The 25,786-nt window shown below is 44.8% G+C and carries 24 protein-coding genes and 7 tRNA genes; 2 read left to right on the forward strand and 29 right to left on the reverse strand.

All coding sequences use genetic code 11. The features are described 5' to 3' along the window. Nucleotides 1-11 precede the first annotated feature (11 nt). Together FD04_RS00410 and FD04_RS00415 are read right to left on the reverse strand one after the other, a co-directional pair. A complete protein-coding gene (locus FD04_RS00410) occupies nucleotides 12-1,058 on the reverse strand; it encodes a DMT family transporter (RefSeq protein ID WP_056946242.1) in 1,047 nt (348 codons plus the stop codon). Nucleotides 1,059-1,162: 104 nt separating this feature from the next. After that, entirely contained in the window at nucleotides 1,163-2,116 is a 954-nt protein-coding gene (locus FD04_RS00415; RefSeq protein ID WP_156660366.1) for an AEC family transporter, read from the reverse strand. A 307-nt stretch (nucleotides 2,117-2,423) separates the two neighbouring features. Between FD04_RS00415 and FD04_RS00420 the strand changes: the two genes are divergently transcribed. Then, complete coding sequence (locus FD04_RS00420) at nucleotides 2,424-3,506, forward strand: LCP family glycopolymer transferase (RefSeq protein WP_056946243.1); 1,083 nt, start codon at nucleotides 2,424-2,426, stop codon at nucleotides 3,504-3,506. 139 nt (nucleotides 3,507-3,645) lie between these two features. Here FD04_RS00420 and FD04_RS00425 read toward each other — a convergent pair whose 3' ends face one another. The 15 genes from FD04_RS00425 to FD04_RS00495 all read right to left on the reverse strand — a co-directional run bounded on the left by FD04_RS00425 (nucleotide 3,646) and on the right by FD04_RS00495 (nucleotide 18,099). After that, on the reverse strand, nucleotides 3,646-3,954 hold the full coding sequence (locus FD04_RS00425; protein WP_056946244.1) for a hypothetical protein: 309 nt from the start codon (nucleotides 3,952-3,954) through the stop codon (nucleotides 3,646-3,648). 11 nt (nucleotides 3,955-3,965) lie between these two features. Next, nucleotides 3,966-4,811, reverse strand: a complete 846-nt coding sequence (locus tag FD04_RS00430; RefSeq protein ID WP_056946245.1) for a PTS system mannose/fructose/sorbose family transporter subunit IID — start codon at nucleotides 4,809-4,811, stop codon at nucleotides 3,966-3,968. Next, on the reverse strand, nucleotides 4,811-5,602 hold the full coding sequence (locus FD04_RS00435; protein ID WP_235805618.1) for a PTS mannose/fructose/sorbose transporter subunit IIC: 792 nt from the start codon (nucleotides 5,600-5,602) through the stop codon (nucleotides 4,811-4,813). The genes FD04_RS00430 and FD04_RS00435 overlap by 1 nt, the downstream gene beginning before the upstream one ends. A 22-nt stretch (nucleotides 5,603-5,624) precedes the next feature. After that, nucleotides 5,625-6,128 carry a PTS sugar transporter subunit IIB gene (locus tag FD04_RS00440; RefSeq protein WP_054701949.1) on the reverse strand — a complete coding sequence of 168 codons (504 nt, stop codon included), beginning with the start codon at nucleotides 6,126-6,128 and terminating at the stop codon, nucleotides 5,625-5,627. Then, complete coding sequence (locus FD04_RS00445; RefSeq protein WP_054701947.1) at nucleotides 6,125-6,544, reverse strand: PTS sugar transporter subunit IIA; 420 nt, start codon at nucleotides 6,542-6,544, stop codon at nucleotides 6,125-6,127. Before FD04_RS00445 ends, FD04_RS00440 begins: the two co-directional genes overlap by 4 nt. A 94-nt stretch (nucleotides 6,545-6,638) precedes the next feature. Then, a complete protein-coding gene (locus FD04_RS00450) occupies nucleotides 6,639-7,262 on the reverse strand; it encodes an HAD family hydrolase (protein ID WP_082603068.1) in 624 nt (207 codons plus the stop codon). A 79-nt stretch (nucleotides 7,263-7,341) separates the two neighbouring features. After that, nucleotides 7,342-7,426 (reverse strand) — tRNA-Leu (locus FD04_RS00455). A 65-nt stretch (nucleotides 7,427-7,491) separates the two neighbouring features. Then, nucleotides 7,492-8,373 carry a homoserine kinase gene (thrB, locus tag FD04_RS00460; protein WP_056946247.1) on the reverse strand — a complete coding sequence of 294 codons (882 nt, stop codon included), beginning with the start codon at nucleotides 8,371-8,373 and terminating at the stop codon, nucleotides 7,492-7,494. Between the two features lie 2 nt (nucleotides 8,374-8,375). Next, on the reverse strand, nucleotides 8,376-9,647 hold the full coding sequence (locus tag FD04_RS00465) for a homoserine dehydrogenase (protein ID WP_054701939.1): 1,272 nt from the start codon (nucleotides 9,645-9,647) through the stop codon (nucleotides 8,376-8,378). Nucleotides 9,648-9,660: 13 nt separating this feature from the next. After that, nucleotides 9,661-10,125 (reverse strand): SprT family protein, encoded by a 465-nt coding sequence (locus FD04_RS00470; protein ID WP_054701936.1) that lies wholly within the window; start codon nucleotides 10,123-10,125, stop codon nucleotides 9,661-9,663. Next, the gene (locus tag FD04_RS00475; protein ID WP_056946249.1) at nucleotides 10,118-12,283 is read right to left on the reverse strand and encodes a Tex family protein; all 2,166 of its coding nucleotides are present in this window, start codon (nucleotides 12,281-12,283) and stop codon (nucleotides 10,118-10,120) included. The genes FD04_RS00470 and FD04_RS00475 overlap by 8 nt, the downstream gene beginning before the upstream one ends. 285 nt (nucleotides 12,284-12,568) lie before the next feature. Then, nucleotides 12,569-13,003: a hypothetical protein gene (locus FD04_RS00480; RefSeq protein WP_056946251.1), complete on the reverse strand. Its 435-nt coding sequence runs from the start codon at nucleotides 13,001-13,003 to the stop codon at nucleotides 12,569-12,571. A gap of 16 nt (nucleotides 13,004-13,019) precedes the next feature. After that, on the reverse strand, nucleotides 13,020-15,674 hold the full coding sequence (locus FD04_RS00485) for a cation-translocating P-type ATPase (RefSeq protein ID WP_056946255.1): 2,655 nt from the start codon (nucleotides 15,672-15,674) through the stop codon (nucleotides 13,020-13,022). 117 nt (nucleotides 15,675-15,791) lie between these two features. Next, complete coding sequence (nadE, locus tag FD04_RS00490) at nucleotides 15,792-16,616, reverse strand: ammonia-dependent NAD(+) synthetase (protein WP_056946256.1); 825 nt, start codon at nucleotides 16,614-16,616, stop codon at nucleotides 15,792-15,794. A 16-nt stretch (nucleotides 16,617-16,632) separates the two neighbouring features. Further along, nucleotides 16,633-18,099, reverse strand: coding sequence for a nicotinate phosphoribosyltransferase (locus FD04_RS00495; protein ID WP_056946258.1), 1,467 nt, complete (start codon nucleotides 18,097-18,099; stop codon nucleotides 16,633-16,635). A gap of 145 nt (nucleotides 18,100-18,244) precedes the next feature. Between FD04_RS00495 and FD04_RS00500 the strand changes: the two genes are divergently transcribed. Beyond that, nucleotides 18,245-18,976 carry a WecB/TagA/CpsF family glycosyltransferase gene (locus FD04_RS00500; protein WP_056946260.1) on the forward strand — a complete coding sequence of 244 codons (732 nt, stop codon included), beginning with the start codon at nucleotides 18,245-18,247 and terminating at the stop codon, nucleotides 18,974-18,976. A gap of 98 nt (nucleotides 18,977-19,074) precedes the next feature. On the opposite strand, the gene FD04_RS00505 is transcribed toward FD04_RS00500, so the two are convergent. The 12 genes from FD04_RS00505 to FD04_RS00560 form a co-directional block, all read right to left on the reverse strand. Beyond that, the gene (locus tag FD04_RS00505) at nucleotides 19,075-19,776 is read right to left on the reverse strand and encodes a GntR family transcriptional regulator (protein WP_056946262.1); all 702 of its coding nucleotides are present in this window, start codon (nucleotides 19,774-19,776) and stop codon (nucleotides 19,075-19,077) included. Nucleotides 19,777-19,801: 25 nt separating this feature from the next. Continuing rightward, on the reverse strand, nucleotides 19,802-20,947 hold the full coding sequence (gene nagA / locus FD04_RS00510; protein ID WP_056946264.1) for an N-acetylglucosamine-6-phosphate deacetylase: 1,146 nt from the start codon (nucleotides 20,945-20,947) through the stop codon (nucleotides 19,802-19,804). 97 nt (nucleotides 20,948-21,044) lie between these two features. Next, entirely contained in the window at nucleotides 21,045-21,842 is a 798-nt protein-coding gene (gene proC / locus FD04_RS00515) for a pyrroline-5-carboxylate reductase (RefSeq protein WP_056946266.1), read from the reverse strand. Between the two features lie 90 nt (nucleotides 21,843-21,932). Next, a tRNA-Gln gene (locus FD04_RS00520) sits at nucleotides 21,933-22,004 on the reverse strand. Nucleotides 22,005-22,012: 8 nt separating this feature from the next. Next, nucleotides 22,013-22,095, reverse strand: a tRNA-Tyr gene (locus FD04_RS00525). 72 nt (nucleotides 22,096-22,167) lie between these two features. Then, nucleotides 22,168-22,239, reverse strand: a tRNA-Gln gene (locus FD04_RS00530). Between the two features lie 8 nt (nucleotides 22,240-22,247). Next, a tRNA-Tyr gene (locus FD04_RS00535) sits at nucleotides 22,248-22,330 on the reverse strand. A gap of 101 nt (nucleotides 22,331-22,431) precedes the next feature. Then, nucleotides 22,432-23,253 (reverse strand): metallophosphoesterase, encoded by an 822-nt coding sequence (locus FD04_RS00540; protein WP_056946268.1) that lies wholly within the window; start codon nucleotides 23,251-23,253, stop codon nucleotides 22,432-22,434. A 65-nt stretch (nucleotides 23,254-23,318) separates the two neighbouring features. Next, nucleotides 23,319-24,797 (reverse strand): peptide MFS transporter, encoded by a 1,479-nt coding sequence (locus FD04_RS00545; protein ID WP_056946269.1) that lies wholly within the window; start codon nucleotides 24,795-24,797, stop codon nucleotides 23,319-23,321. 240 nt (nucleotides 24,798-25,037) lie between these two features. Then, nucleotides 25,038-25,352, reverse strand: a complete 315-nt coding sequence (locus FD04_RS00550) for a PTS sugar transporter subunit IIB (protein ID WP_054701927.1) — start codon at nucleotides 25,350-25,352, stop codon at nucleotides 25,038-25,040. A 212-nt stretch (nucleotides 25,353-25,564) separates the two neighbouring features. Further along, nucleotides 25,565-25,637 (reverse strand) — tRNA-Thr (locus tag FD04_RS00555). Nucleotides 25,638-25,652: 15 nt separating this feature from the next. Then, nucleotides 25,653-25,725, reverse strand: a tRNA-Asn gene (locus tag FD04_RS00560). Nucleotides 25,726-25,786: the final 61 nt, after the last annotated feature.

A 25,786-nucleotide genomic window follows, 5' to 3' on the forward strand; every position in this document is an offset into this window, starting at 1 on the left:
ATCTCCTTAATCTAATGTTGGATCGTTGTTTTACCCGTTTTGACATAAACTTGTCGCGCAACTGCTGCCGATTTGGCATCAGCGACTTCATCATTGACGTCATCACGATTCAAAAAGACAGATTCACGAGCTTTGACACGGTTACCCATGAAGGTGATGACAGAACCAATCAAGATGATGACGATTCCCACAATGGTGGCCGTGGTAATTTTTTCGCTCAGAATCACAGCTGCAAGGATCGGCGCTAAGCCTGGTTTAATAAAGAACACCAGTGAGGCCGTTGAGACATCAGAACGTTCCATTGCCAAGAAATAAAAGGCAAAGCCGCCCCCGGTAACCATAACCCCGATGAAGAACAAGAGCCAAAAGTAAGTCATTGATACATTTTGTAAAACTGGAATCTGTTTAAATGCCGCCAAGAAACTCACTTGGCCCATGGCATTGGCGACCACTGGAATATGGGTGACTAAAACTAACACTAATAATTCAGCAGAACCCGCTAAAAACGTGTAAGCGGTCATCACGATCCCACTAAAATGATGACTAACCGAACCATAACGAGACACGATACTGTATAGCCCAAAAGTCAGCGCTGAGGTAATCGCTAGCACTAACCCAAGTGGATGAGTCAAGTGACTCGGATTAACAATGACCAATAAACCTAGAATTGAAATAATCACAGCAATCAAGTTGGCTCGACCCAGCCGTTCGTGCAAAATTAAGTATGAAAATAACAGTGCAAACACCGGATTGCAACTAAACAAAACGGCAACTGTTGAGGCTTCATCATACACAATGGCCAACTGATACAGCGTCATACTGACGATCACACAAATAAATCCCGTCAGTGCAAAAAGTGCCCAGTCCCTGAGATGAATATGCTGCTTTTGCTTAGCATTCGTTCTCAATGCAATCGGCAACAGGACGAGCCCACCAATGAAAAAACGAATCAAATTTAATTGAATGGGATTAAAAGCCTGACCCGCAGATTTCAACGCAATTTCCATCGAACTAAACATTAAAGTTGAAAACACAATGTACAAAATAGTTTTTCGCAAACCGTCTGAAACTTCCTCTCTATTATGCCTATTACGATAACAGTATAGCACCCATTGTTAAGCCAAGAAAAGGACTCCCACTGGTTGAAGCGGGAATCCCATAGTTAAACAACACCGTTTAACAACATCATGAGTATTGGAATGACAAGTAAACTGAGTAACGTCGTTTCGGTAACCATGACAGCTGCAAAACTTGAATCAGCACCATACAGTTTAGAAACTACCGGGGCATTGGTCATAACGGGCATCGCAGATTGAATGATGAACACCTGTTTCATCATGATTGGCATGCTAGTTGGTAATACTAGGAGCGCCATCAATGCCGGCGCAAGAATGAACCGACCACTTAAAATGCCCAGGCTTGCTCGGTTAAGGGTCAAATCATGGAGGTCAACATTGGCAATCGCAATCCCAATAAAAATCATCGAGAGTGGGACCGTTAACCCACCAATATAATTCAAATCAGCCATGATGAATTGTGGTAATTTGATTTTGAGCAACACCAAAACCACACCCACCATAAAACCAAGCAATGGTGGTGAAAAGACCTTCTTCAAGGTCTGACCTAAACTAAACTTGTAATCACCCTGTCCATCGCGCTGAATTAAGTACACGCCAAGCGTCCAAAAGATGGTGGTATTGGCCATATAGTAAACCAAAACGTATGGCAGGCTCTTAGCGGCACCGAATAACGCAACGTTAACGGGTAAGCCGACAAAAACCGTATTGGAATTAAAAAACATTGACTCGAAAAGTCCACGATGACTTTCCTTTATATGTAAAACTTTCGCAACTACGATTGAAACAATGAACAAAATCAGCATTGAAACGACGGGAAACCTTAGATCCGGTAACGTCCCAATTAATTTGTTGAACGAAAATTTACTGGTTATGGTATATGCCATGTAAGCCGGTAACGCGACCTGAGTCACGAGTCGGGCAATCAACTTGCTTGCTGATTCGTTAAACCAGCCCAAGTTGGTTAATAGGTAGCCCAAAGCAATCATAATTAAAATTTCAACCACGCCCGCAACACTCCGAGCGAATAATAGCAACATTTTAAAACCCCTCCCCTCACATCAAAAATTAATTTTCATTATACCACACGTTACTAACGTTGACCCAGCAACGATTAAATTTATGGTCAAAAGGATGCAAAGATAACTTAAATGAAGCTAAAAAAATAGCATACTTCAGATTATTCTGTTTACGCCCGCCCAATTTTGTGATGTAATAGTGCAGTTAGACAACTAAACGAGAACCCTTAATTTTTATTAAAATCGGTTTAAGCTTCAACTAATGACAACTTTTTGAACTGAATTTAACCTATAATGCAAAGAGATTTTACAAAGGCGAGGATATTTTATGGCATCGAATAATTTTAATTCAAATCCAAACGAGCAACCAACTCGACGCAGCGACCGGCAACACTTCAAGCCCCGAAAACGACATCGTGGCCTTCTCTGGAGCTTACTCATTGTCGTTTTGATCTTAGTCACCGGGGGCGTGGCGTACGGTTATCATGCGTATAATGATGCCAAGAACACCTTTAGCAAGACCTTTGAAGCGGGTCAGACTAACAAATTACGGAACGTCGATGACGTGATCAAAAATGGTAAGCCATTTTCAATCTTACTACTTGGTACTGATACCGGTGCCCTCGGTCGTTCGGATGTTGGCCGGACCGACACGCTAATTGTGGCAACCATTAATCCTAAAAAGGAAACTGCCTACCTCACAAGTATCCCACGTGATACGCGGGTTCAGGTCAAAGGTGACTCTCAACCTTACGAAAAGATCAACGCTGCCTACACAATTGGTGGGGCATCAAGTGCAGTCACGACCGTTGAAAACCTACTGGATATTCCCATCGACTTCTATGCAATCGTAAATATGGGTGGCCTTGAGAAGATGGTCGACGCTGTTGGCGGTGTAGATCTTGTGCCAACCATGACCTTCAAGTACGGTAACGCTAACGTGGTCAAAGGTCAAAAAACTCACTTGAACGGCAAACAAGCTTTGGATTACTCACGGATGCGTTACGACGATCCACTGGGTGACTACGGCCGTCAAAAACGGCAACGACAAGTGCTCCAGAAGTTGGTTGTTAAAGGTGTCGGTATTTCTTCACTCACCCGTTACAAGCAGATTTTGACCTCACTCAACGGCAATATGAAAACTGATATGACATTTAATGATATGATTGCAATTCGGACCAAGTACGGTGATGCAACTCACCACATTAAGTCCCAAACCTTACAAGGCGAAGACGCTATGATCGATGGTGTTTCGTACCAAGTTGCGCCACTTTCTGAACTTCAAAAAGTGTCCAACAACATTCGCAGTACGCTGGGGTTAAGTGATTCTACTAAGTTAACTGCCAACTCTACTGGTACTGGCGATGACAGTGCTTATACCACTTCCAGCAGTTCAGCAACCGGTTATTAATTCTTAACTTACATCAAATAAAGCGCTCATAACTTCCTGAAGCTCCAGGAGGTTATGAGCGCTTTATTTGATGTGACATTATCCATTCATTGTTGCATTTCAATTTCTAACACCCGTGAATCAGGCGTGATTTTTAAAATTATTGATGTCTAACCGTCCCCCGTGGCAAATGCCGGTTCAACACGTGAAGAATCGGGCGAATCCGCCTAGATTGCAGATGATACTCTTCGGTAGTCGTTTCAATCAGCAACTCACGGTAAAAACGTCCCCAAATAACTTGCACCCAGACGTGCTGAATCTCTTCATAAGCAATCCACGCCGTTTGTTGACGCAACGGCCATTCAAGCAAAATACCGCGGTTACCCATGCTCAACTGGACCGATACCTGATGATAGTTCGTCTGCTGCAATCGAGCAGTCACCGCTAATTCATTAATATCATTACCCATCGTTATTTTCCTTATTTAACGCCCAACAGACCAATCGAATAACCGAAAATACTCAACACTAAAATACCGAGCATTAACCAAATTGGGTTAACTCGTTTTCGAATCAACCACAAACAGATTAATGTCAACAATACGGGCACGAGCCCAGGTAAAATCCGGTCACACACATTTTGCAAGGTGAGCTGTTCAAGCTGGTCATGAGCGTGAACTCGCGCAATCACAGTCGGCATCTCAATACTTGTCCAGCGTGGGATAACAGCGCCCATCACAAACATACCCAAAATAGAAGCCCCCTGCGTGAGCTTCGGCAATAAATTACCGGTCTTCGTGGTGATGGTCACCCCGAGACTATAACCGACTTTTTGACTTTGCCAGCGAAAGGTCAGTCGCGCAATATTCCAACCGAAGAAAAATAAAAGTGGCCCAATTAAACTTGCTTTACCCTGGGCCAAACCTGCAGCAAATGCGGCCAAAACTGGTCGAAAAGTGCCCCACCAGATTGGATCACCAACGCCCGCCAACGGGCCCATCATCCCAACTTTAACGTTGTTGATTGCCTGATCATCTAATTGACTGCCATTAGCGCGTTGAACCTCCATATTGGCCACCACACCAGTAATCGTGGATTGCATATATGGCATTGTGTTAAAAAAGCCAAGGTGTCTCAAAACTGCAGCTCGCTGATCCTCAGGTGTATCATAAAGCCGTTTGATGGCTGGCATCATCACGTAAACAAAGCCAAGATTTTGCATCCGTTCGTAATTCCAAGAACCCTGTTCAAAACTTGAGCGCCAAAAAAGCCGAAAGAGATCTGGTCGAGTCAACGTTTTAGGCATCTGATTATTTGCTGATGTCATCACAGATCCTCCAATTCTCGATCGAGCTCATCCATCTCGTCATCAGGTCCACTAGGCGGCCTGGTTTGCGACTGAAGTTGCACATAAATAATCGCCAGCGCTAACCCGATCAAACCAAGTGCAATCATATTCAGCGCTGTAATAGCAGCCAAGACAACGCCAAGGATGAAAAATGGCCAAAGCCACTTGGTTGCCATCATGTTCACCACGATTGCGTACCCAACGACCGCTAATAACCCGCCAGCAACTGCCAAGCCCATCACCACGTTATGTGGCAATCCGGCCTTGAAAGTCTGCATTAACGTTGTTGGCACTAAGAGAATGAGTGCGGTTGGTATAACAACCCGTAAACCTTGCAGCGTCAGACTCAGCAGATGCACTCGCGTAATGACATTCAGATTACCTTGTCGCACACTACGTTCTGCATAATGCACAAGTTTAACGACCAAGCGCCGAACAATCACGGTTAACCCCTGCCCAATCAAAGCCAGTGGTATTGCGATTGCTAACCCCTCTGCAACGGTCAGATGAGCAGGGCCACAAACCCAGATTGCCGCACCAACTGCAGCAAGTGCAGTATCGGGAGCGACTGCTGCGCCAATATTCATCCAACCAATCGTGATCATTTGTAGACTGCCACCAAACAAGACACCCGTTGTCACATCACCAAGCAGCCAACCAATTAAGGTACACGCCACAAGCGGTTGTTGAAATTCCCATTCATCTAGGATACCATCCATGCCTGCGAGGAAGGCAACCACTAGAATTGCTATTATGACGGTCACACTCATCATTGTCCCTCACTTCGAATTTTTATAACCCATGTTTTTCAAGTAATGGTAAGATTGGCTGGGTTTTATCACCAGGTACCTTTTGGATTGAGACGTTTAATTTTGCGTCATTCACCAAGTATTTTAAAGCTGCAGCCCCTGCGTTATCTACGGCGATGGCATCCGTCAGCGTAGTCATGCCGTCTTCAAAAGCGAGACTTCCGACATTGATACCAATTTGACTAAAATCAATACCACCCTTAACCAATCGAACCATATCTTGGGCGGATTCTGTCAAAAGAAGCGCCTTAAACACGTCAAAGCGAGGATCCGTGTAGATTTTAAGCATCTTATCAATCGTAATCACGTTTGCCTTAACACCAGGTGGTGCGGCCTGTGTAATCAGCGTTTTACGCAGATTATCTTGCGCAACGTTATCTGAAACGACCAAAATACGATTGGGTGTGACGGCCTTGGTCCAAACCGTTGCAACCTGACCGTGCAACAAGCGACTGTCAATTCGGGCTAAACGAATATCCATCGTCATAATAAATCGTCCTCCTCATCATCAGATGTTAACTCAAGGTGTCTAATTCCGCGCTGGCCGCTTGTTTCCAAGTGACTCACCACCTTGGCTAAGGGTTGGTCTCTAATTGTGAAGGCATCAATCAAGATGGGTAGATTAACACCGGTTAACACCGCCATCCGATCTAAATGCGGTGCAGCCAGTTGACTTGCAACGTTAAATGGTGAACCACCCCATAGGTCAACTAAAAATAAAACAGGTGCATCTGGCTCAAAACTGTCCAGTGCCAGCTGATACTTCGTTTTTAAATCATCCGGTCCTTCGTTAGGTTGAAACGTGACCGTTTTAATCTCGGTTTGTTTTCCAAAAATCATAGTTGCCGACTGTAATAACCCAGTCGCAAAATCACCATGACTTGCAATGATAATGGCAATCACGACGTTGCCTCCTCGTTATCCATATTCAATTCGAAAAGTATCTTTGAAACCGCGTTCAACACCTAATATGATAGCACACCGCTAAACCAATCAGCTACACCAAATCAACGATTTCATCCGGAAAGGCAAAGACATAGTCCGCCTCACTAACCCCTTGTTGATTTTTAGCACCCCACGCGACCAAGCCAAACTTGATCCCCGCTGCGTGAGCCGCCTGTAAATCATACTGTGTATCCCCGATGTAGACCGATTGCGCTGGGTCTGCGTGAAGGCGTTTAAGGGCCACCAAAATCGGATCTGGTGCCGGTTTACCGTGTTCATAATCCTCAAAAAAGACAAATTCACTGAAGTATTGATCTAATCCAAGCGGTGTCACATCCCGTTTAAATTCATACTGCTGCTTAGACGTCATGATTGCCACTTGCGTTCCTGGTGCAGCATTCAACCGCTTTAACATGTTTTGAATTCCATCATAAACCTTAACCGTAGACTGAAAATCAGGAATTGCCTGAGACCATTCGGTTAAGACTTGGTCAAGCATATTAGCTGGCACTTTTAATTGTTTCAGTGCGTCTAAACTCGTGATGCCAAACGTTTGGGATAACGTTTCGTAAGGATAAGCTAACCCGTGTTGGCGTAAAACCCGATCCAAGGCTTTCATGTACATGGCTTCCGTATCCAATAACGTCCCATCAATATCAAATATAAAGGTTTTCAATGTGTTGACCTCCCGTAAACTTTAAACAAAAAGACTCGGAACATTTAACTTCTCAGTCAAATCGTTCCGAGTCTAGTTATGCGGCCAAGAGGACTCGAACCTCCACCGGGAAAACCCCGACAAGATCCTTAATCTTGCGCGTCTGCCAGTTCCGCCATGGCCGCATCAACAAGAAATAATATACCAGAATTATGACTTGTTTTCAATAGTTATTTGCAAAATATTATAATTACTCGGCATTTACAGTAGCGCCAACTCGGTCAATATCAAAAATTCGAAGGCTGCCTAACAGGTTCATATCCGTTAATTTCTGCCGTAAAACAATGAGTTGCGCTTCAGTGCCAAAGGTAGCAATCGTTGGACCAGCGCCACTAAGGTAGGTCCCAAAGATGCCTAATTGATGGGCAGCTTCACGAATAACCGGTAATTCTGGCACAAGTTTAGTCCGCGCATTTTCATGAAATTGATCGCGTTCCATCATTTGGGAAGCCGTTGCCCAGTCACCGGTTGCTAACGCTGCAACTAGTAAATTGGCCACACTGCTCCCTAAAATCGCCTGTTGACGTGGTAAAGTATCGGCCAAAACACCACGACTTTCTGAAGTTAAAAGCGGCTGTTTTTTAATAAAGGCCAGCGCTTTTAGGTCATCAGGTAAACTGAGTTTGACGGTTGTCGCTGTTTCACCGTCGAAATCAGCAACCACAACGTCACCTAAAATCGCCGGTGCAACGTTGTCAGGATGGCCTTCCATTTTGGTAGCCAAGGTGACTTGTTGTGCCAAGGATAAGTTCATTTCACCTAACGCATTGGCAATCTTCACACCGGCAACGATGGCCGTTGAGGAACTGCCTAGGCCGCGAGCCACTGGAATATCAGACATAACTGTCAATTGGTGCGGTGATAGTTTGGGATTCACTTTCAGAGCCGCTTGAACAATTAAATTGCGCTCATCGTTTGGCACGTCAGACCCCAATGCGTGATTGACTCGCCACTGATTAGTTGCTTCTTCAACAATGACCGTTAAGTATAGGTGAAACGCCACGCCAATTGAATCAAAGCCTGGTCCCAGGTTAGCACTTGTTGCTGGTACTCGAACAATTATTTTTCCCATTTTTAACCCTCCAATACTGGATATCCGGCCATGATTTGACCGAGCCGCTGTGCCCGACTCATAAACGACGACATCGTCGTGGCTTCAGAGCACTGAACTTCGACACTACTTAATGTTTGATGTGGATCAAGTCCCCGAATTTGGTCAGGTTGAGTAACTTCGGCGCCCGCAAATAGCAGTTTAATATTGGCAACTAAGTGCGCAACATCAGGCGTTGCCAATAACAACCAAAAGGTATGATAACCCTTTAAAACAACTGGTACTTCATCAGTTGTTTTCAGCGCAAATGGCTCTGCCGGTACTTGATCAACTATGGTTTTACCCACTTGAATCAAATCTGTGACCACGCTATTACCGGTTGGTAACTGACCAGCGCCCGGTCCAACGTAGAGCGCCGTTCCGATATTATGACTGCGAACCCACACGGCGTTGTTCTCATTTTGAATTTTTGCCAGCGGTAATTCTTCGTGAATAACCATTGGTGCAACAGCTAACTGAAGTCCTGCTGTAGTTTGGTGTGCTAAGCCAACGAGCTTTAGTTCGTATCCCGCAGCTCGGGCTGCACGAACATCCGCCACAGCCAATTCGCGAATACCCGTAATCTCAATCTGGTCTTGCGTCACGTCAAAGCCAAACGCCATCTTGGTCAAAATACCAAGTTTGTAGGCTGCATCGAACCCATCGACGTCGTTAGTGGGATCACTTTCAGCAAATCCACGTTGTTTTGCCATGGCCAACGCCTCATCGTAACTCAATCCCAGCTGGTCCATTTGTGTCAAAATAAAGTTAGTCGTCCCGTTCAAAATACCAGCAATTTGTGAAATCGGGTCTGCCGTGTAAACGGTTCGTAGCGTTTGAAGAATTGGAATGCCACCAGCCACACTCGCTTCGTAACGAAGGGTAACGTGATTTTCAATTGCTAGCTGTGCCAGTTGCTGTCCGAACTGCGCAATTAAATCCTTATTGGCTGTAACGACGTGCTTATGTGCGCTGAGTGCTCGCTCGATAATTGGCTTGGCCCCATCGACTGATCCCATAACTTCAACAATAATGTCAACACTAGGATCATCGATCAACGTTTTAGCATCTGCCACTAGTGGCACCTGTTGCAGGTACTCTTCACGTTGGCGCTTTGGATGAGCAACGACTGCACCCACAACTTCAAAAGCGAGCCCGGTCTGTTGTTTAATCATGTTTTGTGTGTCATTTAAAATTCGGATCACACCGCTTCCAACGGTCCCTAATCCAATTAATCCAATTTTTATCGCAGTCACGCGTGTCACCTCGTTAATTCGTCATAATTTGTTGTAATTTCAACCGACCGTGGCAACGCCCACAAACGAATTTTTGGGTGTTGATACGTCGTTTACGATAATACAGTTGACCACAAGCCTCACAGCGATAAACCAGCTGACGGGCCGTTTTTGAACGTTGTTGGGGCGTGGTTGGGGCGTAGCGCGACCCACCAACTGCTTGAAGGAGTTGTTTGAAGGCCTTCGTCCGGTGTTGACCAGATAAGCCAGCCAAGTGCAGATGATAGTGAACCAATTCATGCTTGATGACACCAATCAACGTTGCTTTATCAAAATCCGTTAACATTCGCGGATTAATATCAATGTGGTGATCAGCCAAATGGTACCGTCCCCCCGTGGTTTTAAGCCGTGCATTAAACACCGCTTGATGCCGGAAAGGTTTGCCGAAAGACTGAAGTGAAATTTGTTCAACCAATTGTTGTAGTTCAGAATCAGTCATCCGGTGCCACCATTGACAATTGAATACGTTGCCGCTGTTCATCGACTTCTAGTACCCACACTGTCACGATGTCGCCAACAGCTGCCACGGTGGCTGGATTGCGAACAAAGTGATCAGCCAAGTGCGAAATATGCACGAGACCATCTTGTTTGACCCCGATGTCCACAAACACACCAAAATCCACCACGTTACGAACGGTCCCTTGTAACTTCATCTGGGGTTTTAAGTCACTCATTTTTAAGACGTCCGTACGCAAGAGTGGTGCCGGCATTTCATCACGCAAATCTCGACCAGGCCGTTTTAAGCTTTCTAAAATGTCGTTTAGCGTGGCTACGCCAACTTCTAGCTGCTGACTTAATTGGTTGATATCTACTTGATCAATCATTGCTTGCGCGGACGCAGTTCCCACTTGGTCAGCATTTAAGCCCAAAGTTTGTAACACGCGTTTGGCCACCGGATAGCTTTCTGGATGAATGTCAGTATTATCCAACACGTTTTTGCCATCAATGATTCGTAAGAACCCCACCGACTGTTCATAGGCTTTCGGTCCAAGTCGTGGGACTTTTTTTAGTTCCGGCCGGCTATTAAAGGTTCCCTGCTCTTCGCGGTAGGTCACGATATTGGTCGCCGTTTGGGTCGACAACCCCGAAATATGTGTCAATAATTGAATACTGGCCCGATTCAAATCGACCCCGACTTGGTTAACCGCCGTTTCAACCACTCGGTCCAACTGGTCATCCAATTGACGTTCAGCGACGTCGTGTTGATATTGACCAACGCCCACTGACTTCGGGTCGATCTTGATGAGTTCTGCTAACGGATCTTGAAGTCGTCGACCAATGCTGACAGCCGAACGCTCCTCAACGTTAAAATCAGGAAATTCAGTCCGGGCAACCGTGCTAGCAGAATAAACGGAAGCCCCAGCCTCGTTCACGATGGTATATCGAACGTTGCGATTGGTTTGCTTAATAGCCGTGGCCACAAACTGTTCGGATTCTCGACTTGCCGTACCGTTGCCAATGGCAATCATGTCGACGTGGTAGGTTTCCAACAGCTTAATAAACTGTGGCATGGCGGCAGCCCGTTTCGCCTCAGAAGCGGGCTTATGGGGATAAATGACTTGCTTAGCTAAGAATTTACCATTACCGTCCATAATTGCAAGCTTACAACCCGTTCGATAAGCGGGATCAAAGCCCATCACCACGTGGTTTTTCAGTGGTGCTTGCATTAATAAGTGGTAAAGATTGTTGCCAAAGACCTGAATGGCGTGTGTTTGCGCATCTTCAGTCAATTGTCGTCGTAACTCGCGTTCAATTGCCGGCGCAATGAATCGCTTATACGCGTCTTGATAAGCCGCGGTAACAATCTCGGTAGCTGGGCCAGTATGCCGACCAATTAATTGAAAATTCAAATACTGCTCAATCGCAGTTGGTTCAACTGCAATTTTAACAGTCAACACACCACTTTTTTCGCCCCGGTTCAGTGCTAAAGTTTGATATGGACTAAGCTGTTTAATTGGTGAGTCAAACTCATAGTAGATTTGAAATACCTGCTGTTCATCAGCTGCCTTGCCCGTCTTCTTTAAACGACTCTCTAACTGACCATTGCGTTGGGTATACCGTCTGATCCACTCTCGAAAACTAGCCCGTTCGCCAATGGCCTCGGCTAAAATCTCGTGCGCACCGTCAATGGCTTGTTGGGCATCCGCTACCTGATCATTCACAAATTGAGCAGCCTTAGGTTCAACAGCATCCGGTCGAAATTGCAATAACCATTGTGCTAACGGATACAAGCCTGCTTCTTTAGCAATAGTGGCCTTAGTTCGGCGTTTTTGCTTATATGGTAAATAAAGGTCTTCAACTTGTTGGAGTTGCGTGGCCGCGTTGATTTGCTTTTCAAGTGACGGTGTTAACTTTCCCTGCTCCGTAATCTGGTTGATTACTTCGCCCTTACGTTGTTGTAATTTCACAATTCGAGACGCTTCGTCTTGAATTTCGCGAATCTCAACTTCATCAAGATTACCAGTCATTTCTTTTCGATAACGGGCAATAAAAGGGACTGTATTATTGTCATTGAGCAACTCAAGTGTGGCATCGACCTGATGCGACTTGAATGCGGGTAACGCCTGTTTAATCAAATTAATTGTTTCAGTGTCCATTTTAATCATCCTTCAGTGTAATGCTTTTATTATAACATGTGACGATTATGAGGTTTCCTTAATCTTAATCAATTATGGTCTTTATGACTAAAATCAGTTGCTATTCACACCTACGTCATCCCGGCCAAATCAGTTCATTTGACAACGCACTTAATTACGTCAGACAGAACCTTACGCCGGATTCGATGACAAACTAGCGCCCAATTTCCAAAATAGAAATTGGGCGCTAGTTTGTCAGAATATCAAAACCAATACCAAGTAGCATGCTACCTGGTACCATTAGCATTACATCACGGTTGCCATGATTCGTTGGGTTGTCGCGGTAATTTTTTCCATCATATTTTCTTGTTCGTGTTCAGAATCATTAAATGCATCCACATTCACGGACTGACCTTCCGGATCAATGGCGTCAACCATTGCTTGGCATGCCTCAGCATAGTTACGGTAAGCCCCTACTAGTTGTTTATGTCGACCAAGAATTCGCACTGGTACACTGGCTTGTTGCAATCGATTGACGTTTTCAGTGTAGGTGTCGGTCCCCGTCTGGAAGGTCGTCTTGATTTCAGTTAAGGTATCCGTCCCTAACTCACTCACTTGACCCTTGTCAATTGCTTGACGTAACTTCTCAAAATCAGGGTTCATTTTAGTCCCAGTTTGATCAGTTGCTTCAATAATTTTGGTTAAGGCCGGTAAATAACTTGCCATAGTTTTTGGTTTCATAAGATGTGCCTCCGTTTTAGTTTTCAAACTGTCGTTGAACTGCTTTGACAATTTCAACAATTAGAATCATCAATACGCCGCTGCCTAATACAACCAACCACTGTACAAGGTTGAGTGTCGTTAAGTGAAAAACTGTGTTGAAGCCAGGAACCACAATGGTGATAGCCAGCAACAAGAACGCAGCTAAGATTGCCCAATTCAGTGCATGATTTTTGAAAAAGCCGACTTTAAAAATCGACTCATGAATGGTCTTTGAATTAAACGCATGAAATAGTTGAATCAAACCTAACGTGGCAAATGCCATCGTCAAGGCATCAGCATGTGCGAGTTGCGAACTAGTATGAACTGGAAATTTGATTGCTAATCCGTAGACACCAAGGGTCATTAGCCCTTCTAATAGTCCTTGATAAATAACGTTACCAAAAACACCACCAGAAAAGAAGTTAGACTGTCGCCCACGGGGTTTGCGTTTCATAATGTTAGGTTCAGCGGGTTCAAGCCCCAGTGCAATTGCTGGGAAAGTATCCGTCACTAAATTAATCCACAAAATTTGCACGGGTGCCAAGATCTGCCAACCAAGTAGGGTCATTACAAACAAGGTTAAGACCTCACCGATATTAGCGGAAAGCAAATATTGAAGTGCTTTTTGAATGTTGGCAAATACCTTCCGCCCCTCTTCAACCGCAATCACAATGGTCGAAAAGTTATCATCGGCAAGCACCATGTCACTGGCACTTTTGGAAACCTCAGTCCCGGTAATTCCCATTCCAACACCGATATCAGCTGCTTTCAGCGCTGGCGCATCGTTAACACCATCGCCAGTCATCGCAACAACTTTGCCACGTTTTTGCCAAGCGTTCACAATTCGAACTTTGTGTTCGGGTGCCACTCGAGCATAAACGGTATACTGAGTGACCTGCTGCTCGAAGTCGGTGTCACTCAGTTCATCAAGTTGAGCGCCAGTAATCACTTGATCTGCGAGTGACAACTGCTCGTTCAAGATACCCAAACGCTTAGCAATAGCGGTGGCAGTATCACGATGATCACCGGTGATCATCACTGGTTGAATACCAGCGGAATGTGCCTCTGCAACTGCTTGAGCCACTTCAGGCCGTTCTGGGTCAATCATGGCAATCAAGCCAATAAAAATCAGATTCTGTTCGGCTGACTGACTATCCAGTTGCTCCGGAACAGTCGCCAATTCACGGTAACCAAATGATAAAACTCGTAAGGCTTGAGTAGCCAGCTGATGATTAACCTTTAGAATTGCTTCTCGGTCGGTATCATCAATTGGTCGAACTTCACCATCAATTAAAATACGATCAACTCGCTCGAGTAATTGGTCTGGCGCACCTTTGACGTACTGAACAAGCTGATCATCGGCAGTTTCATTAAACGTCGACATAAGTTTACGCTCTGAATCAAAGGGAATTTCAGCTTCGCGCTTATTCACACTAATGGCCGTAGACACTGCAGCATCTTGGTCTAAATAATATTGAATCAACGCCGTTTCAGTGGGATCGCCCACCAAACCAGTTTCGGAAAACTTAGTATCGTTATTTAAAATCATGGCCATCGCCAGCGGATCAGTTATATCAACCATCAACTGCTTAGCATCCATTAATCGACCGTTCTCATAGATTTGTTCGACTGTCATCTTGTTTTGGGTCAATGTACCCGTCTTATCTGAGGCGATTACATCCGTACTCCCCAGTGTTTCAACTGCCGGTAGTTTGCGAATCAACGCATGCCTTTTAGCCATCCGCTGTGTACCTAAGGCCAATGTAATCGTGACGATAGCTGGCAGGCCCTCTGGTATTGCGGCAACGGCCAACGAAATGGCGGTCAACAACATATTAACGAGTGATTCTTCGCCACGTACCATCCCAATCACGAAGACTAAAACAGCAATCGCTAAAATTAGGGCTGTGAGCCATTTGCCGAGCTGAGCCAAATTCTCTTGTAGTGGTGTCTTGGTATCCGTTGCTTGATTGATCATTCCAGCAATCTGACCAACTTCGGTCTTCATACCGGTGCCAACAACCACACCACTTCCTCGACCAGCTGTGACGTTAGCAGTCATGTATACCATATTCCGACGATCAGCCATCGCCAAATTAGAATCGTCAAGCGCCCCGCTTTGCTTGGTGACTGGCACTGATTCACCGGTCAAGGCTGCTTCTTCAACGCGCATAGCGTTAGCAGTCACCAGCCGAATATCCGCAGGAACAATGTCGCCCGCCTCTAGGTGAACGACATCACCTGGCACTAATTCGTCGCTTTTAACGGTCACAACTTGACCGTTACGTTCAACTTGAGCAATGGGCGCCGCCATCTCACGTAACGCATTAATGGCGCTTTCAGCCTTTGATTCCTGAAAGACACCAAATACGGCGTTTAAAATGACGACTGCCAAAATAATCAGCGCATCAACTAATTCACCGGTTAAACCAGCAACCACCGCCGCTACGATTAACACGATAATCATAAAATCCTTAAACTGGGCGACAAATTTTTCAAATAAGGTTGATTGTCGCTTTGCCGTCAGTCGGTTTTCACCGTATTCGGCGCGTCGCTGCTTCACGCTGGCTTCTGTCAGTCCCTGTTCCTGTGTCGCAAGGTTCGCAAATAATTCATCGGTTGTTTGCTGATACCATGCTTTTTCTGTCATCAATTGTCCTCCTGAAAGTTACGAAACCTGGTTATTCACGTCATCAGTCTCACCACGATGGTTGCACCACGGGCATTTCGCATAATTACACTTATCGAAATTGTCCTTTCAAGAACATTACTTCCAAAACGTATCAAACACCGTTACGGGTAAATGCCGCTTATGCTGTGATTTTTGGTACCAAGTTTCAATAGTTTGGGCAGCTTTTTCAGAGACTGTCTTACCTTCAAGGTAGTCATCAATGTCATCGTAGGAAACACCTAATGCAACCTCGTCTGGCAATGATGGTCGGTCCTCTTCAAGATCTGCCGTTGGTACCTTCGTATAAAGATGAGCTGGTGCATTTAAGTAGGCTAACAACTGCTTACCTTGTCGCTTATCCAAGCGCCAAATTGGTGTAATATCGGCAGCACCGTCACCAAACTTAGTGTAAAAGCCAGTCACCGCTTCTGCGGCGTGATCCGTTCCGACTACGGCACCTTGGTTGGCACCGGCAATGGCAAACTGCGCGATCATTCGTTGACGAGCCTTAATGTTGCCTTTATTGAAGTCAGTTATGGTTTCGTCATTGGCTTCAACCGCGGCCACTGCCGCATCAGTAGCCTGCTTGATATCGACACGGTCAACTTTGTCCGCTGCCATAAAATCAATGGCAGCCATTGCGTCAGATTCATCGGCCTGAACACCGTATGGTAACCGGACCGCAATAAACTGGTAAGTTTTATCGCCAGTTTCTTGGCGTAACTGTGTCACTGCCATCTCACAAAGCTTACCGGCTAACGTGGAATCTTGACCACCAGAAATGCCTAAGACCAGTGCTTTAAGCCCCGTTTTTTTTAGGTAGTCTTTCATAAACGTGACGCTTCGATCAACTTCAGTTGCTGCGTCAATCGTTGGTTGAACTTTTAAAGCCGAAATAATTTGTTGCTGTTGTTCTCGCATGTTAGCCCTTCTTACGTTAATCAAAGTTAATGGTCTTGACGTATTCGTGAATTTCTTTAATCAATGTCATCTTGTGATCCCAGCACTTTTGTGATAAATCAACTGGGTACTTTTGAGGATTCAAATCCCGTTTATATTCTGGCCATAAGTTTTCTTGCATTTGTTGACAGCGGGCCTTAATGGCCTCCAAATCAGGTTGTTGGTAGACCAAACGCCCCTGTTCAAAAATCGTCTGCAAAATTGGCCGTGCATCAAAGTCAGTGACCGTTTTATTGATGTAGGTGTAACTTGGATGGAACATATAAAGTGCATCCGTGTCCCGTGGATCCTCATCCCAAAGGGCCACGTAATCGCCTTCAGATTTACCGTCACCCTTTTTGGTGATTCGCCATACTTGTTTACGGCCTGGTGTTGAGACCTTTTCAGCGTTGTTTGACAGTTTAATGGTATCTTGCATCTGGCCATTCTTTTCAATGGCAACCATCTTATACACGGCACCTAATGCTGGTTGATCAAAGGCCGTGATTAATTTGGTACCAATGCCCCAAACGTCAATTTTGGCACGTTGCATCTTTAAGGACATAATGGTCTTTTCATCTAAATCATTCGAAGCGTAAATCTTAGCGTCGGTGAAACCAGCCTCATCCAACTGTTCACGCACCCGCTTAGATAAGTAGGCCATATCACCAGAGTCGATTCGGACACCCAAGAAGTTGATCTTATCACCCATCTCCTTGGCGACCCGAATGGCACTTGGCACACCACTTTTAATTGTGTCGTACGTATCAACTAAGAAAACACAGTCGCGGTGGGTTTCTGCATACGCACGGAAGGCATCATAATCATTGCCGTATGTTTGAACCAGCGCATGAGCATGTGTACCACTAATTGGAATACCAAATAGCTTGCCAGCTCTTACGTTTGAGGTAGCATCAAACCCGCCAATATAGGCGGCCCGAGTGCCCCAAATGGCAGCATCAAATTCCTGTGCACGCCGAGTTCCAAACTCCATAATGCCATCATTACCGGCAACGGAACGAATCCGTGCCGCCTTGGTGGCAATCAGCGTCTGGTAGTTCACGATATTAAGCACCGCGGTTTCAATTAATTGACAGTCTGCCAAGGGACCTTCCACCTGCATCATAGGCTCGTTATTATAAATTAACTCACCTTCAACGGCTGAACGAATCGTCCCTTGAAATTTAAAGCCACTTAAATAGTCAATAAATTCAGGTGAGTAATCACCCGTTTCTTTTAAATACGCAATATCAGTTTCAGAAAAGTGAAGATCTTCGATATAATGAATGATGTGCTCAAGTCCTGCAAAAACGGCAAAACCGTTCTTAAAGGGCATGTCACGGAAATAGACTTCAAAAATGGCCTGCTTATTTTGGATACCTTTCTCAAAATAAGTTTGAATCATACTTAATTCATACGCATCCGTATGCAACGTTGTGCTATCATCTGGATACAGCTTTGCCATGTCTTTTACTCCTTTTTACTAGTCTGGGCTACCGCTTACAAATGAGCCTGCAACCTAGTTATAGTCATTATTTTATCATTAAACGGCATGTGCGTCATCGAAACAGTCAGTTCTATTCAAATTTAATTCAAAACAGGTGGTTAATATGTCCGAAAACTTTACTCACGTGAACGTGCTTGGCGTTCCGTTTATCTCCGCTACTCAAGCAGCATTTTTAAATACCGTCGAGGCCCGTATCAATCGTCGCGAAAATACCTTCGTTGTCACGGCCAACCCTGAAATTGTCATGTATGCCAGAGAACAACCAGCTTACCAAAAAATTCTCGCGACGGCTGACTACATCACACCAGACGGCATCGGCATCATTAAGGGCGCTGCCATCTTAAAGCAACCATTGCCCGAGCGAATCACGGGTTACGACACCATGATTGACTTATTAGCTTGGGCCAACGAAAATCACAAGTCGGCTTACTTTGTCGGCGCTAAACCAGAGGTGATCGTGGATGTCGCCAAAGTTGTTGCCAAACGTTATCCACAATTACAAATTGCTGGAACGCATGATGGTTACTTTGATGACTTCGGCCCCATCGCTGAAGAAATTCGCAAAGTGCGGCCAGACATGGTCTTTCTAGCAGTTGGATTTCCTAAACAAGAGCAACTCATCTCGGATTATCGCCATGTCAATAACGGCCTATGGATGGGCGTTGGTGGTAGTTTTGACGTTTTGAGTGGCCATACCAAACGCGCTCCGAAATTTTTCCAACGTCATCATCTAGAATGGTTTTACCGATTATTATCGGAGCCCACCCGTTTTAAGCGCATGTTAGTTTTGCCAAAATATCTCAGAACGGTCAAAAAATCTGTTCGGCAAAAGTAGTCGCCATTATCCGACAAATTCACTTTCACGTTATAAAAAAATCCGTGTGACGTTAATGACGTCATACGGATCTTTTTGATTTTCAAACAATGTTGCGATTATTTTTCTAAGACAAATTCAAATCGTTCGCCAACGTATTGTGTGCGGACATATTCAAATGGCCGACCATCTTGTAAGTACGAGATTTGACGCAACCTTAAGATGGCATCTCCCCGTTTGATAGCCAAAAACTCAGCAATGCGTTCTGAAGCTGAAGATGCCGACACCATTTGTTTGGCGTGTCCAGGAATCAGATTTTTCTTAGTCTCAAGTGTCCGATACAAGGAATCGGTCACTTCCGGTTTAGAAAGGCCATCCACAATTTCAATAGGAATCGTCGCCACTTCGAAACTGATGGGAATATCATCACCGTAACGCACCCGTTCCATCCGCAAAACTTCATCGCCGTCTTTTAACTGCAATTTTTCAGCTTCACTTAAAGAAGGACTCATCACGTGATAAGACACCGTTTTACTAGATGGTTGCTTGCCCTGTGCCAGCATTAGATCGGTAAACCCAGTGACCCCTGACATTTTTTCTTGCACTTTTTGGTTGGCCACAAAGGTTCCCGAACCAACGAAGCGTTCCAAAATCCCCTCTTCGACCAAAGTTTGAATGGCTTGCCGGAGTGTCATTCGACTGACATTAAACTGAACTGCCAGTTCTCGTTCCGATGGGATTCGGTCGCCCACCGACCACTTTCCAGCTTCAATTGCCTTTTTGATCTCATTATGAATTTGAATATATACAGGTGATCCCATAGCGTTAACGACCTTTCTTACCTACCTATTCAGCTTCGTCAGACTTAAATGCCCGGCCATAGCTGTAGGTGGTTTGCAAATTAAGCGCGCGGTCAAAGACATTCAAGTCAGCATCCATGCCAGGAAGCAGTTTGCCCTTTTGAGTTAAACCAAATTCTTCAGCTTGATTGACTGAAGCCATTTGAACCGCGTCTTCAATGCCACAGCCGGTAAACGAAATAATGTTTCTAAAAGCATCATCGTAACGAAGAACGGAGCCTGCTAAATTACCACTCTCAAGCCGGGCTTGTTTATCCTTAACGATGACCTTTTGACCACCTAACTCACTCACACCTTCGGGCATTCCTTTGGCGCGCATTGAGTCGGTGACTAGTTCGATCCGGTGTGGTCCCTTTTGTTCATAAGCGAGTTTAATCATATCTGGTACGATGTGGAAACCATCGCAGATCAATTCTGCGTACATGTTATCTTCAAGCATTGCGTGACCGGTAACACCGGGTTCGCGGTGTTTAAACTCACGTTGTGCATTATAGAGATGCGTGACGTGAGTTGCACGACTGGCCAGCATTTGAGCGCGAGTTGCGTTGCTGTGACCAACTGATGGCACGATGTTGTGCGCTAAGCAGTAGTCTTCAAACGCTTGTGCGCCTTTGTCTTCTGGTGCATAAGTAATGAGCTTAACTAAGCCACCTGATAACGCATTCCAGTGATCGAGTAAGTCAACGTCTGGATCCTTAATGAATTGTTCTGGCTGAGCGCCTTTATAAATGGCTGCAATAAATGGCCCTTCCAAGTGGACGCCCTTGATCACTGGGTTAACAGCCGCCGCTTCTTTAATGCCAGTCATAGCGTGACTAATATTGTCATTAGATTGCGTCATGGTAGTTGGGAAGACCGTTGTAATGCCTTCCTTAACCATCAAATTAACCATCTGATTAATTTGATCAGCGTTACCATCCATTGAGTCAAATCCATAACCACCATGGGCGTGGACATCAATAAAGCCTGGTACGATCACTTTGCCGTTCACAAAGGTCACTTCATCGTTTGGTTGAGCTCGGTAATCAGCCATTGCACCAACTGCCTCAATTGTTTTATTAAAGCGGATAAAACCATCCGTGATAATCTCTTCACCAGTATAGATTGTCGCGTGTTTCAACACGATACTCATAAACTCTTCCTCCTAATTCGCTCGCTGTATTCGATCAAGTTTACGGAGTTTATTATATACTGGTATAGACCACGTTGCAAGCTGAGTTATTTTAGACTTATTCAGCGTTATTACGAGCAATCGTGGCATCGATTCCCTTAACGACTGATGTCATAAACCCGGCCTCTTCCATTGCCAGCAAGCCAGCAACGGTACTGCCTCCAGGGGATGAGACTTGGTCGATTAAACCAAACGGATTTTCGTCAGAAGCTAGCACCATTTGAGCAGAGCCCATAACAGCTTGAGCAGCAATTTTGGTTGCCTGGGCCTTCGTTAAACCATATTTGACGCCAGCACGACTTAAACTGTCGATAAAGAAGTAAACGTAAGCTGGACTTGAGCCAGCAAGTGCGGAGAACGTCGCAAAATCGTCTTCTGGTAACGTCACCGTACTACCAATATGATTAAACAAGCCAGTAGCCGCATCAAGTCGGTCACCAGTTAACGCCTCATTAGCATGAACCGCCGTCATCCCAGCGCCAATTGCGACGTTCAAGTTTGGCAACGTTCGCAAAATTGGGAGATCATAACCAGCTAATTCCTCGAGTCGTTCGAGGCTAAGACCTGCCACAATTGAAATGAGTGTCGTCCGCTTTGGGTCTAGCTGGTCACGAATTTCTTTTAACACTGGCACTGCAGCGTTTGGCGTCACAGCCAAAGCTAATTGATCGCTGTTAGCAGCGACTTCAGCATTACTGGTAGCTACCTGAACACCAGTTGCCGCGGCCACTTTTTCATACGTTGAGGCATGCGCACTGTGGATTAAAATATCCGCCGGTTTTACTTGGGCTTGACTAATCAGCCCCTTAATGATGGCCTGTGCCATACCGCCAACACCGATAAAGCCAATTTTCATAAGGATCAACTCCAGTTCATAATTGTTATCAATATAAACATATTATAGCAAAAAAAAGACCAGTCACACACCGTGACTGGTCTTTTTTAGTTGGGCTAGCTGGGTTCGAACCAGCGCATCACGGGATCAAAACCCGTTGCCTTACCACTTGGCTATAGCCCAATAAGATATGGACGGGAGTGGATTCGAACCACCGAACCCGAAGGAGCGGATTTACAGTCCGCCGCGTTTAGCCAGACTTCGCTACCCGTCCAAAAGAACTAAAAACAACATCAATAACTATACGACACTTTGGATATCTAGTCAACCCTTAAATGAATTGAAATTGGGCTAGCTGGGTTCGAACCAGCGCATCACGGGATCAAAACCCGTTGCCTTACCACTTGGCTATAGCCCAATAAGATATGGACGGGAGTGGATTCGAACCACCGAACCCGAAGGAGCGGATTTACAGTCCGCCGCGTTTAGCCAGACTTCGCTACCCATCCAAATTGATCCATCACAAATCAACTTCACTATAATACCAAATTCCAGTAAGAATAGTCAAGCCAGTTTTAACGTTTTCTCTATAAAATGTTGGTTTCATTCATTATAGGAGTGTCAATATCCGAACTCGGTTCAACCATTCCTCTTCGAAATTGTCAGCAAGCCATTCATGCCGCCGTTTTGTTCCGTAACCAACTGATTGATTATAGTACCATGTATGGCCAAGTTGCCGTGGTTGTGGGTGAATATGCATATGGCCAAATAACACGTGTGAGACTCGATACTGATCAAGTAACGTGCCCATTTTAGCACTGCCTAACATTGCGTTAGCCATATTCCAGAATCGATTATCGTTTGTCGTTCGAATGTAAGCCGCGTTGGGTACGAAATGAGTAACAAACAACACTTGTTTATGCGCTATTTGTGCGGCCTCGAGTTGCTTTGAGACGATGTCTAATTCAAGCTGGAGTCGCTCAGGATCACTCATCGGCTGTTTAATTGCGCCATCAATCCAATAAGCGCGTTTCCAGTGTAAAAAATCACGCTCCGTTTTTTGGGTGCTTGCTGAAAAGGAATAGTCGTACCAGCCATTATTACCAATGATCCGCCAATTAGTACCTGCAACATCAAGCGTGCGGCGATGCAAATAAGTGGCTGATTCAACCTGATTTAGTGCTGTGTACGAAATATCGTTGACCATATCATGATTACCAGCAACAAATCGAACAAGTGTATGAGGTGTCATGGCTTGCAAATGTTCAACAAAAGCTAATGACTTATCAAAATGGTTGTACAGATCCCCAGCAATGAGATAAACATCGATCTGGTTGTCGATTAGCCACTCGCTTTGTTGAACCAGCGCGCGTTGTTCATCGACTCGGTTAATATCTAAATGTAGGTCGCTAATCATTGCGATTTTTGCCATAAGTTGCTCCAATCAAAAAAAGTTGTATCACGATAATATCGTAACACAACTTTTATTAAATGCGTTTATTGAACACCAGCCATCAGTCGCTTAATTGGTTTGACCATCAAGAATAAGATAATAGCAAACACAATTGAAACGATCCCAATAGCAGTGAAGTAAGTGACTTCGTTTGCAGGTGTATAGAACTTAACGATTTGAGAGTTAACCGCCTGCCCGGCTGAATCAGCCAAGAACCACATACTCATCATCGAAGACTGGAAGGCCTTTGGTGCAAGTTTGGTTGTGACAGACAAGCCAATTGGTGAAATCAACAGTTCGGCAATTTCAACGATTGCCCAGCTACCAACTAGCCAGAGTGGACTAACTGCAGCGTGTGGCCCAAACATGGCAACTGGAATAACCATGAACAGGTATGAAACCCCAGCGAAGACCATCCCAATTGCAAACTTAGATGGTGAGGATGGTTGTTTTTTACCCAACTTAGTCCACAGCGTTGCAAAGATTGGCGTGTAAATCAAAATAAACAGTGGGTTTAATGATTGGTAGTTGGCAGGATTAATGTTCATGCCTAAGAAATGATTATTAGTCTGTTCCTGAGCGAACATCGCTAACACAACTGAGCCTTGTTCTTCAATTGCCCAGAAAATTGCGGCTGCAATGAAGAGTGGCACGTATGCCCAAACACGTGAGCGTTCCTGTTTATCAACCTTTTTGCTGGTTAACATGACTGCAAAGTATGCAACTGGTGTCAACACGGCAATGATACTGAGTAATGTGATAAACGAACTTAATGTGAGTGCATTAAGCACTTTCATGATCAAAAGAATCAATACAAATGCGATGATTCCTAAGATAACTCGGAAGGATAACTTACGCGCATCGCCCGGTTCCAATGGATCATCTGGGAACATTGAATCTTGGCTCAAGTACTTTTTACCACCATATAGGTAGAAGATAAGGCCGAAGAACATCCCGATAGCTGCTAGTGAGAAACCAGCGTGGAAGTTGAAGGCACTCCACATACCACTGACAGCAAACGGTGCGACTAATGAACCTAGGTTGATCCCAAACACAAAGATGGTAAACCCTGAATCACGACGGACATCGGTTTCACTATAAAGGCCACCGACCATCTCAGAAACGTTAGGTTTAAGTAAACCAGTACCAATGGTAATCAAACAAATTGAAACAAAAAGTGCAATTTTACCAAATGGTAATGCCAAGCAAATGTGACCAAACATAATGAGCACACCACCGTAAAAGACGGTGCGTCTTGGTCCCCAGATTCGGTCACTTAAAAAGCCACCTAGAACTGAAGATAAGTAAACTAACGACCCATAAATGGACATCACAGAGGCAGCAAGCCCCTTGTCCATGCCAAGGCCACCTTTTGCAATTGAGAAGTACATATAGTAAATCAGAATTGCTTTCATACCATAGTAACTGAACCGTTCCCACATTTCAGTGAAGAAAAGTGTCGACAACCCTCTAGGTTGACCAAAGAATGAACGATCCAAGTCCTTATTCCCTTGGTTATCCAAAAAACAATACCTCCAAACATCTCTCACTCAAGCAAGCCATTTATTTACCAGAGTGATATTACCATTGGCGCGGCCATGCCGCTCCTCATGATTTTCTAATTGAAACATATAGGCTATTATACGCTGTTCATTCGAGCAACGCAATGCCAATCATGCTAGTAATTACATGCTAGGTTTGATTTTTCGGGAAAATTGTCCAAGAGCAATAATTAATATTTATTCGACAGTTTGAATTTGGACTTAACCGGCAACCTTATTCTTATCTAATTCTGTCATCGTAAATTTAACCAGACTTTCACCGTTCATCCAGCCATAGATATCGTCAGGCATTTGCTTGACCGGAACGTTGGTCGTTGCTAAAGATTGGATGTCATAGTCAGCTTGAGGCGCAATCAAAATGAGTTGATATTGTTCAAGATCAGCGAGTTGTGCTTGTTGAAAATTTGCCGACTCAAAAATAATGTCAGCTTGATAGGCTTCCGTTGAGCGCTGTGCTGATTCCTTCAATGATTGACTAGAAATGCTACTGCCACAAACGATTAATACACGTGCCATAATTTTGGCCTCCCAGATATTACGCATATGCGCTTTAATGAATTCAGCATACCACTTCGAAGACTATACCACAAGTGTAATACGTTAATCTAAGTCAATGATAATGGTGCTTTTAATATCTATACCAATTTTATAAGGGTATCTCATGATCCTAAAAATTCATCAAAAAAAGACACTAACAACTGTTAGTGTCTTTGAAACCGTTATATTGATGCCGGCTGAGGAATTCGAATCCCCGACCCTCGGTTTACGATACCGATGCTCTACCAACTGAGCTAAGCCGGCATTACTTATTATTGACTCCGGCAGGCGGGCTCGAACCGTCGACAACCTGATTAACAGTCAGGTGCTCTACCAACTGAGCTATGCCGGAATAATATAGCGTGGCAACGTCCTACCCTTGCAGGGGGCGATCCCCCAACTACTCTCGGCGT

Source organism: Secundilactobacillus odoratitofui DSM 19909 = JCM 15043 (assembly GCF_001434895.1).
GTDB classification, from domain to species: domain Bacteria; phylum Bacillota; class Bacilli; order Lactobacillales; family Lactobacillaceae; genus Secundilactobacillus; species Secundilactobacillus odoratitofui.

Excerpts from the sequence above, each read along its gene's own strand:
- FD04_RS00440 (WP_054701949.1), bottom strand. The coding sequence starts at position 6,128 with ATGACGATGGATATTCGTTTAGCCCGAATTGACAGTCGCTTGTTGCAC.
- nagA (WP_056946264.1), bottom strand. The coding sequence starts at position 20,947 with ATGAGTATCGTGTTGAAACACGCGACAATCTATACTGGTGAAGAGATT.
- FD04_RS00505 (WP_056946262.1), bottom strand. The coding sequence starts at position 19,776 with ATGGGATCACCTGTATATATTCAAATTCATAATGAGATCAAAAAGGCA.
- FD04_RS00415 (WP_156660366.1), bottom strand. The coding sequence starts at position 2,116 with ATGTTGCTATTATTCGCTCGGAGTGTTGCGGGCGTGGTTGAAATTTTA.
- FD04_RS00420 (WP_056946243.1), top strand. The coding sequence starts at position 2,424 with ATGGCATCGAATAATTTTAATTCAAATCCAAACGAGCAACCAACTCGA.
- FD04_RS00435 (WP_235805618.1), bottom strand. The coding sequence starts at position 5,602 with ATGAGTGTGACCGTCATAATAGCAATTCTAGTGGTTGCCTTCCTCGCA.
- thrB (WP_056946247.1), bottom strand. The coding sequence starts at position 8,373 with ATGGGAAAAATAATTGTTCGAGTACCAGCAACAAGTGCTAACCTGGGA.
- FD04_RS00485 (WP_056946255.1), bottom strand. The coding sequence starts at position 15,674 with ATGACAGAAAAAGCATGGTATCAGCAAACAACCGATGAATTATTTGCG.
- FD04_RS00470 (WP_054701936.1), bottom strand. The coding sequence starts at position 10,125 with ATGACTGATTCTGAACTACAACAATTGGTTGAACAAATTTCACTTCAG.
- FD04_RS00495 (WP_056946258.1), bottom strand. The coding sequence starts at position 18,099 with ATGGCAAAGCTGTATCCAGATGATAGCACAACGTTGCATACGGATGCG.
- FD04_RS00430 (WP_056946245.1), bottom strand. The coding sequence starts at position 4,811 with ATGACATCAGCAAATAATCAGATGCCTAAAACGTTGACTCGACCAGAT.
- FD04_RS00475 (WP_056946249.1), bottom strand. The coding sequence starts at position 12,283 with ATGGACACTGAAACAATTAATTTGATTAAACAGGCGTTACCCGCATTC.
- FD04_RS00500 (WP_056946260.1), top strand. The coding sequence starts at position 18,245 with ATGTCCGAAAACTTTACTCACGTGAACGTGCTTGGCGTTCCGTTTATC.
- FD04_RS00425 (WP_056946244.1), bottom strand. The coding sequence starts at position 3,954 with ATGGGTAATGATATTAATGAATTAGCGGTGACTGCTCGATTGCAGCAG.
- FD04_RS00550 (WP_054701927.1), bottom strand. The coding sequence starts at position 25,352 with ATGGCACGTGTATTAATCGTTTGTGGCAGTAGCATTTCTAGTCAATCA.
- proC (WP_056946266.1), bottom strand. The coding sequence starts at position 21,842 with ATGAAAATTGGCTTTATCGGTGTTGGCGGTATGGCACAGGCCATCATT.
- FD04_RS00480 (WP_056946251.1), bottom strand. The coding sequence starts at position 13,003 with ATGAAACCAAAAACTATGGCAAGTTATTTACCGGCCTTAACCAAAATT.
- nadE (WP_056946256.1), bottom strand. The coding sequence starts at position 16,616 with ATGCGAGAACAACAGCAACAAATTATTTCGGCTTTAAAAGTTCAACCA.
- FD04_RS00540 (WP_056946268.1), bottom strand. The coding sequence starts at position 23,253 with ATGGCAAAAATCGCAATGATTAGCGACCTACATTTAGATATTAACCGA.